Source organism: Aeromicrobium sp. PFPM2_SD2 (assembly GCF_057364525.1).
In genome coordinates this window covers 1-1,834 of sequence record NZ_JBNFNZ010000479.1, presented here as the reverse complement: position 1 = coordinate 1,834, position 1,834 = coordinate 1, and the positions used below count along the sequence as shown (strand labels likewise).

The following is a 1,834-nucleotide window of genomic DNA, read 5'->3' as shown; positions in this document are numbered from 1 at the left end:
GCTGGCCCTCGGCGCCGCGGTGGTCGCCTGGCGCACGGGCCCGCCGCACCGCGGCGGCCCGCTGAGCGTCACAGGGAGCGCAGGATGTCCTCGACCCGCTCCTTGGCGTCGCCGAACAGCATCTGCGTGTTGTCGCGGAAGAACAGCGGGTTCTGCACGCCCGCGTAGCCGGCGGCCATCGAGCGCTTGAACACCACCACGTCGGACGCCTCCCAGACCCGCAGCACCGGCATGCCGGCGATCGGGCTGGACGGGTCCTCGGCCGCGGCCGGGTTCACCGTGTCGTTGGCGCCGATGACCAGCACGACGGACGTGTCGGCCAGATCGTCGTTGATCTCGTCCATCTCCAGGACGATGTCGTAGGGCACCTTCGCCTCGGCGAGCAGCACGTTCATGTGCCCGGGCAGGCGGCCGGCGACCGGGTGGATGCCGAAGCGGACGTCCACGCCGCGCTCGCGCAGCTTCCGGACGAGGTCGGCGACGGGGTACTGCGCCTGCGCGACGGCCATGCCGTAGCCGGGCGTGATGACCACCGAGCTCGCGTTCCGGAGCAGCTCGGCGACGTCCTCGGCGTCGACCTCGCGGTGGTCGCCGTAGTCCGTGTCACCGGCCGGGCCGGCCTCGATGCCGAAGCCGCCCGCGATGACCGACAGGAACGAGCGGTTCATCGCCTGGCACATGATGTAGCTCAGGTACGCGCCGGACGAGCCCACGAGCGCGCCGGTGACGATGAGCAGGTCGTTGTTGAGCAGGAAGCCCGACGCCGCCGCGGCCCAGCCCGAGTAGCTGTTGAGCATCGACACCACGACGGGCATGTCGCCGCCGCCGATGGACGCCACGAGGTGCCAGCCGAGCGCCAGCGCCAGCAGCGTCACGAGCACGAGCAGCCACAGGTGCGGGTCGGCCACGAACCAGATCGTCAGCAGCACGAACAGCACGAGCGCGCCGAGGTTGAGGTAGTTCTTGCCCGGGAGCATGAGCGGGCTGGACTTCATCCGCCCCGACAGCTTGAGGAACGCCACGATCGAGCCGGTGAAGGTGACCGCACCGATGAAGACCCCGATGAACACCTCGGCGTCGTGGACGCCCGCCAGGTCGCCCAGGGCGCCGTGGCGCTCGCGGTACTCCAGGTAGCCGTTCCAGCCGACGAGCACCGCGGCGAGGCCGACGAAGCTGTGCAGCAGCGCGATGAGCTCGGGCATCTGCGTCATCTCGACGATGCGCGCGCGCCACAGGCCGATCGCGGCGCCGGCGACGACGGCGAGCAGCAGCAGGACGACCGGCAGCACCTCGTCGAGGTCAGCCGAGACGTCGACGACGACCAGGAACGTGGCCACGAGGGCCAGCGTCATGCCGGCGATGCCGAACGAGAGGCCGCGCCGGGCCGTCTCGTGCTTGCTCAGGCCGGCGAGGCTGAGGATGAAGAGCAGGGCGGCGACGACGTACGCCGCGCCGGCGAGACTGAAGACGTCCACGGGCGGTCAGCCTTTCGAGAACATGCTGAGCATGCGTCGGGTCACGGCGAAGCCGCCGAAGACGTTGATGCTGGCCAGGAGCACGGCGACGAACGCGAGCGCGCGGATGAGGCCGTCGTCGTCGACCAGCTGCAGCATGGCGCCGACGACGATGATGCCGCTGATGGCGTTCGTGACGCTCATGAGCGGCGTGTGCAGCGCGTGGTGCACCTTGCCGATGACGTAGTAGCCGATGACCACCGCCAGCATGAGCACGGTGAAGTGCTGCGGCAGCGGGTCGGGCGCGCGCGCGACGAACAGAGTGCGACCAGGCCGCAATCGCCAGTCCACGCTTCGTCGACGCCGGCATCGGCTCCTTC

The 1,834-nt window shown here is 70.1% G+C and carries 2 protein-coding genes; both read right to left on the bottom strand.

Annotated features, from left to right (window positions below):
* Positions 1-68 precede the first annotated feature (68 nt).
* Positions 69-1,475: a Re/Si-specific NAD(P)(+) transhydrogenase subunit beta gene (gene pntB, locus AC2W7G_RS15315; RefSeq protein WP_485869197.1), complete on the bottom strand. Its 1,407-nt coding sequence runs from the start codon at positions 1,473-1,475 to the stop codon at positions 69-71.
* A gap of 6 nt (positions 1,476-1,481) precedes the next feature.
* The coding region (locus AC2W7G_RS15310) for a proton-translocating transhydrogenase family protein (protein ID WP_485869196.1) at positions 1,482-1,834 on the bottom strand (353 nt) is incomplete at its 5' end.